Source organism: uncultured Collinsella sp., assembly GCF_959026545.1.
Taxonomy (GTDB): domain Bacteria; phylum Actinomycetota; class Coriobacteriia; order Coriobacteriales; family Coriobacteriaceae; genus Collinsella.
Genome location: NZ_CAUFLV010000034.1, coordinates 1 through 5,101, shown reverse-complemented (window position 1 = coordinate 5,101; position 5,101 = coordinate 1). Strand labels below are relative to the sequence as shown.

The following is a 5,101-nucleotide window of genomic DNA, read 5'->3' as shown; positions in this document are numbered from 1 at the left end:
TAAATAGAAAATAGGGAAGATGCTCTAAATCAACTGTGTGTTGTGACAGAGCCTTTTCTTTTAGGCCCCTCTTTCCCGTCCTATCGGAAAAAATCGCTCAATTTGGAGGACGTCATGGCCGAACGAGCCTCTTTGAGCTCGCCAAGGGACGCGGCAGCATCGTAGGCGATTGCAAATACGCAAATGTTGGGCTTTTTCGCCGAAGGAGAAGTACTCGAAAAAACGCCACTTCATCTAGCAGGGCTTTTGCAACCAGATCTACCCGGTCTACTTCAAGTTTGCGAAAATGCCTCAACATTTGCGTATTTGTATCGCGTACGCACTGCAAGAGCCCCCGTCAGCACGGACGCCATGTCTAGTAGCGCGTGCAGACGCCACGCCTACCCTTCGAGCACCTCACGAGCAATCGCGAGATCACTCTTTACCTCGGGATACTCGTCGCCGCGATGCTGTCGTGTCTCATCGCCCTTTGCAAGCAGCAGAACCACGGATCGTTCCGCCGCGGCGAGCACGCTCGCAAGCACCTGCCTCACAGCCTGCTCGCGGTCGAGGATGACCTCGTGGGAAACGCCTGCCGGCGTATTGGAGGCCAACTCGGCGCAGATATCCTCGACGCGCTCGTGCGCGGGGTCTTCCTCGGTATACACAATATGGTCCGCATAGGCTCCGGCAACGCGCGGCAGGGCCTCGCGGCGCTCCTGCGCCTTGCCGCCGGGGGCGCCGAACAGGGCAACCACACGACGGTCGGGATACTCGGCCTTCACGGACTTGAACAGGGTCTCAAAAGAGAGCTCGTTGTGTGCGTAATCGACGATTGCCAGCACCTTGCCGTCCGCAGACGACACGAGCTCCATGCGCCCAGGAACGCGAATCTGGGCAAGGCCCGCACGAATGGAGTCGTAGTCCACGCCGAGCAGGCGCGCCATGACCACTGCTGCCAACGCGTTGTCCACGTTGAACAAACCGGGCATGCCGAGTTCGACACGCTCGGCGCACGCCGTCTGCCCACTTGAGGCGCGCTCACGCACGGTGAACGCCAGACCACCCGTGGGCAGCTGGGCAATGTCGGTTGCACTGAACTGCACCTCGACTGTACGGCGATCGTCGGGCTGCCCTTGCGCATGCTCCACTGCGAAGGTGACCACCTGGTCGGCATGCGCGGCGGCGGCAAGCACGCGGTCGACGTGCTCGGTTCGCGCGTTCACCACCGCAATGGAGCACTGATCGAAGATGCGCAGCTTCGAGGTGAAGTAATCTTCGAAATCGGGGTGCTCCACGCCAGAGATGTGATCGCGGCCGATGTTGAGGAAGCAACCGATTTCAAGCGGAAGCCCCAGCACGCGGTCGTACTTGAGGCCCTGGCTCGAGACCTCCATCACCATGTGATCTCGACCGGCGCGCGTAGTGTTATACAGGTGGCGCCACAAATCCGGAGCCTCGGGCGTGGTGTTGTGGCTCTCCTCGTGGACAAAGCCGTCGTCCGTTTCGATGGAACCCAAGATAGAGGCGTCGATTCCAGCTGCCGAGAAGATGGACCTTAGCATATACGCCACCGTGGATTTTCCCTTGGTGCCCGTAATGCCCACGATATGCAGCCCCTTCTCGGGGTTCCCATACACGGTAGGCGCCACGATCGCCATGGCACGGCGAACATCGGACACGACGAGCGCAGGGGTCAATGGAGACACGGCGAGCAACTCCGAAGGGACCCCGAGTTCGGCGCCAACGCCCTCGCACATATATGCGGCGGCACCGTCCTCGATGGCACCGCCGAGAAATGCAGGGCGAAACGCAGCGCCTTTGCACACGAACAGATTGCCCGGCTCAACTATGCGGGAGTCAATGGCCATGCCCGAGACAACGCGCGAAGGATCGCCCACGATCCGCACGGAGATGTCCTGCGCCTCCAAGGCGAGCACCAACTGTTCCAGCGTCAACAGGGGCAACGCCGTAGAGCACTTGTCCGAGGGAGCAAGGGAATCTTTAGGCATGGTGTCTCCTCACTATGCGAATGCGGGCGGAGTTGATGCAACGTCCGCCCGCAGCTTTAGTTCAATCGTTTGCGGATGACAGTCCGCATGGGCGCTACGCGGCGGCGGCAGGCGCGTCCTCGTCGATGAAGTAGCGCTTGTACCAGATGAGGAACGTGAGCGCGGTATAGATCTTGCGCTGGTTGAGCGCGCGGCCCTCGAAATGATCGTCGAGCATCGCCATGAGCTTCCCGGTGTCGAAGAACTCCTCGGCCCACGGGGCGGTGAAGTACTCCTTTACGTAGTCGTAGTACTTCTGCTCGCGCAGCCAGAACTTGAGCGGGACCGGGAAGCCCTTCTTGGGGCGTGTGGCCCACTCGTCGGGCAGGATACGATTGGCGGCGTGACGGACAACCTGCTTGTTGCCGTTCTCGTTCACGCGGAAGCGCGCCGGGATATGCTCGGCGAACTCCATGACCTTCTTGTCGAGGAACGGGACGCGGAGCTCGAGCGAATGGGCCATGCACATCTTGTCGGCCTTGAGCAGGATGTCGCCGGGCAGCCACATGTTCATATCGAGGTACTGGCGCTTGGACAGGTCGCAGAAATTCTGGACGCGGCTGTAGACGGGGGCGCACAGTTCGAACGCGTCGGGGCCGCCGGCGTACTCGGGTCTCACGACGTCGTCGATCTCGTCGGGGCGGTACACGAAGGCCTGGCCCGTGAACCACTTCTCGGGCATCTCCGCCGCCTTGAGCAGGAAGTTCCTGCCCTTGAAGTACGGCTTATCGGCCACGAAGTTCCCCAGGGCGCGACGGATGCCGCGGGGGATAATCCGCTTGAAGCGAGCGATCGAGGGCACGTCCTCGTAGTAGGCGTACCCCGCGAACAGCTCGTCGGCACCCTCGCCGGAAAGCACGACCGTGACCTGCTCGGCCGCGAGCTGGGCGAGGAACCACAGCGGCACGCTCGACAGATTGCTCTGCGGCTCATCCATGTGGTACTGGATCTGGGGGAGCACCTCGAAGAACTCGTCCGCCGTCACCATCTTGCGGTAGTTTTCGATCCCAAGCTTGTCGGAAAGCTCCTTGGCGTAATTCGTCTCGTTGAAGTCCTTGTAGTCAAAGCCCACCGAGAACGTCTTGTCGGGCATGAGGCACGCGGCGATATAACTGGAATCCACACCGCCAGAGAGGAACGAGCCGACCTTGACGTCGGCGATGCGGTGCGCGGCGACGCTCTCGTGGACCACCTGGTCGCATTCCTCCACGTACTCGTCGAACGTCTTGGAATTGTCGTCCGAGAAATCGGCATCCCAGTAGCGGCGCACGTCCATGCGCGCCGCGGCGATGTCGTAGGTGAAGCAGTGCGCCGCCGGCAACTTGAAGACGCCGGCGAAGAAGGTCTCGTCGGTCGCGGGGAACTGCATGGTGAGATACGGACGCAGCGCCTGCTTGTTCACGGCCTTCTTGAAATGCGGATGCTCGAGGAAGCTCTTGATCTCGGAGCCGAACATCAAGTCGCCCTCGTCGGACTGGTAGTAGTAGAACGGCTTGATGCCGAAGATGTCGCGCGCGCCAAAGAGCTTGCCGGAGCGCATGTCGTGCACCACGAAGCCGTACATACCGCGCAGGCGCTCGACCAGGCCCTCACCCCACTCCTCATAGCCGTGCACGAGGACCTCGGTGTCGGCGTTGCAGTGGAACGTGTGCCCCGCGGCCTCGAGCTCGGCGCGGAGCTCTTGGAAGTTGTAGATCTCGCCGTTGAACACCACAAAGACCGAGCCGTCCTCGTTGCCCATGGGCTGGGCTCCCGCCTCGGTGAGGTCGAGAATGGACAGGCGGCGGAAACCCAGCGCCACGCCATCTTTGATATGGGTTCCGCCCATGTCGGGACCGCGGTGGACAATGCGGTCCATCATCGCCGTGAGAACGCGCTCGTCGTCCTCGACATGGCCGGTAAAACCTACGAATCCGCACATGGACAAACCTTTCTTGCGCAGTTTCCTCAGCAAAATTCACGTATGTCCAAAATTGTATAACGAAGGGAGGGCCGCAACCCACCCTTCAATAAAACAGCGTTGTCAGAGTGAGGGGCGTGGAGTATCCACCAACGCTACTGTACAGATGCGCCTGCTTCGATAGCCGAAATGTTTCGGAGACGGTCTCCCACGTTGTGGGATAACCCACTTTTTTAAGATCAGTCACCAGATTATTGATAGATAACCCACAGCCGATGTTACGCAGGCAACACATTGCCACTTGGTTGGCGAGAGCGATCCCCGCGCGCGGATAACGATCGACAACGTCACGCGCCATCACATCACGCATGTCCAAGTTTAGCAACTTCTCTCCAATGAGGAGAAGTCTTACTTATTATCGCGCCGTGGATATCCAAATTTCATAGTAGATCGATATAGAGATCGGGGGCCAGCCAACCCAACAAGAGAAGAAACGGGATGGCGAGGAGGGCGAGGGCACCGAACACCGCATTCCTAAGCCAGCGCAGCCGCATCATGGCGAAAAAGAGCGCCAAGGCGACGAGCAGGCCCCAGCTCAGTCGCCTTATGATGACCTTGAGCTTCCCATCATTCATCGCCGCTCCCCTCCGGGCCGAATGCGCCGCACTTCTCCGCGAGGCGCAGGACCTCCAGCCCCACGGCGGTGAGTTCGTAGCTGTTGGCGAGCCTTCCGCCGCTGGCGTTTACGCGGAGCGTGACAACCATGATCCCGCGCTCGGCGAGTCCGCTGCACGCCGCCATGTCCGACTGGGCGCCCACCCCGACGGACATCGCCAGCTCCGCGAGGCTCGCCACCACGGGCGAGAACCGCAGCCCCGTCTCGGCGAGCGCGCGCGTGGCCACGGCCCACAGCACGCGGCAATCGGTCTCGTTCACCCGGATCTCCGGCACCCCTATGTCCACGCGTCTCGTCATCCTCGCTCCTTCCCCAAGATGCGCAAAGAGGGGACCGCCCCTCTTTTACTCATCATTCAGCTGTGGCCACATACTCCGGGTCGAGCATGTCGTACAGGCGGTCAGCGGCGTCCTGCGCTCCGGGGTCGAGGTCGAGCTCGGGGCCGTCTGATGTGGCAACACCTTCTTGAACAAATCTACGAGAGGATCAGGCCCG

General features: G+C 60.9%; 4 protein-coding genes. All 4 read right to left on the bottom strand.

Annotated features, from left to right (window positions below; genetic code table 11):
* Positions 1–380 precede the first annotated feature (380 nt).
* On the bottom strand, positions 381–1,991 hold the full coding sequence (locus Q5Q88_RS09230; RefSeq protein WP_302743158.1) for a Mur ligase family protein: 1,611 nt from the start codon (positions 1,989–1,991) through the stop codon (positions 381–383).
* Between the two features lie 94 nt (positions 1,992–2,085).
* Positions 2,086–3,951: an asparagine synthase (glutamine-hydrolyzing) gene (asnB, locus tag Q5Q88_RS09225; protein WP_118652327.1), complete on the bottom strand. Its 1,866-nt coding sequence runs from the start codon at positions 3,949–3,951 to the stop codon at positions 2,086–2,088.
* 419 nt (positions 3,952–4,370) lie between these two features.
* The gene (locus Q5Q88_RS09220) at positions 4,371–4,565 is read right to left on the bottom strand and encodes a hypothetical protein (protein ID WP_302743155.1); all 195 of its coding nucleotides are present in this window, start codon (positions 4,563–4,565) and stop codon (positions 4,371–4,373) included.
* Positions 4,558–4,905 (bottom strand): hypothetical protein, encoded by a 348-nt coding sequence (locus Q5Q88_RS09215; RefSeq protein WP_302743153.1) that lies wholly within the window; start codon positions 4,903–4,905, stop codon positions 4,558–4,560. Before Q5Q88_RS09215 ends, Q5Q88_RS09220 begins: the two co-directional genes overlap by 8 nt.
* Positions 4,906–5,101: the final 196 nt, after the last annotated feature.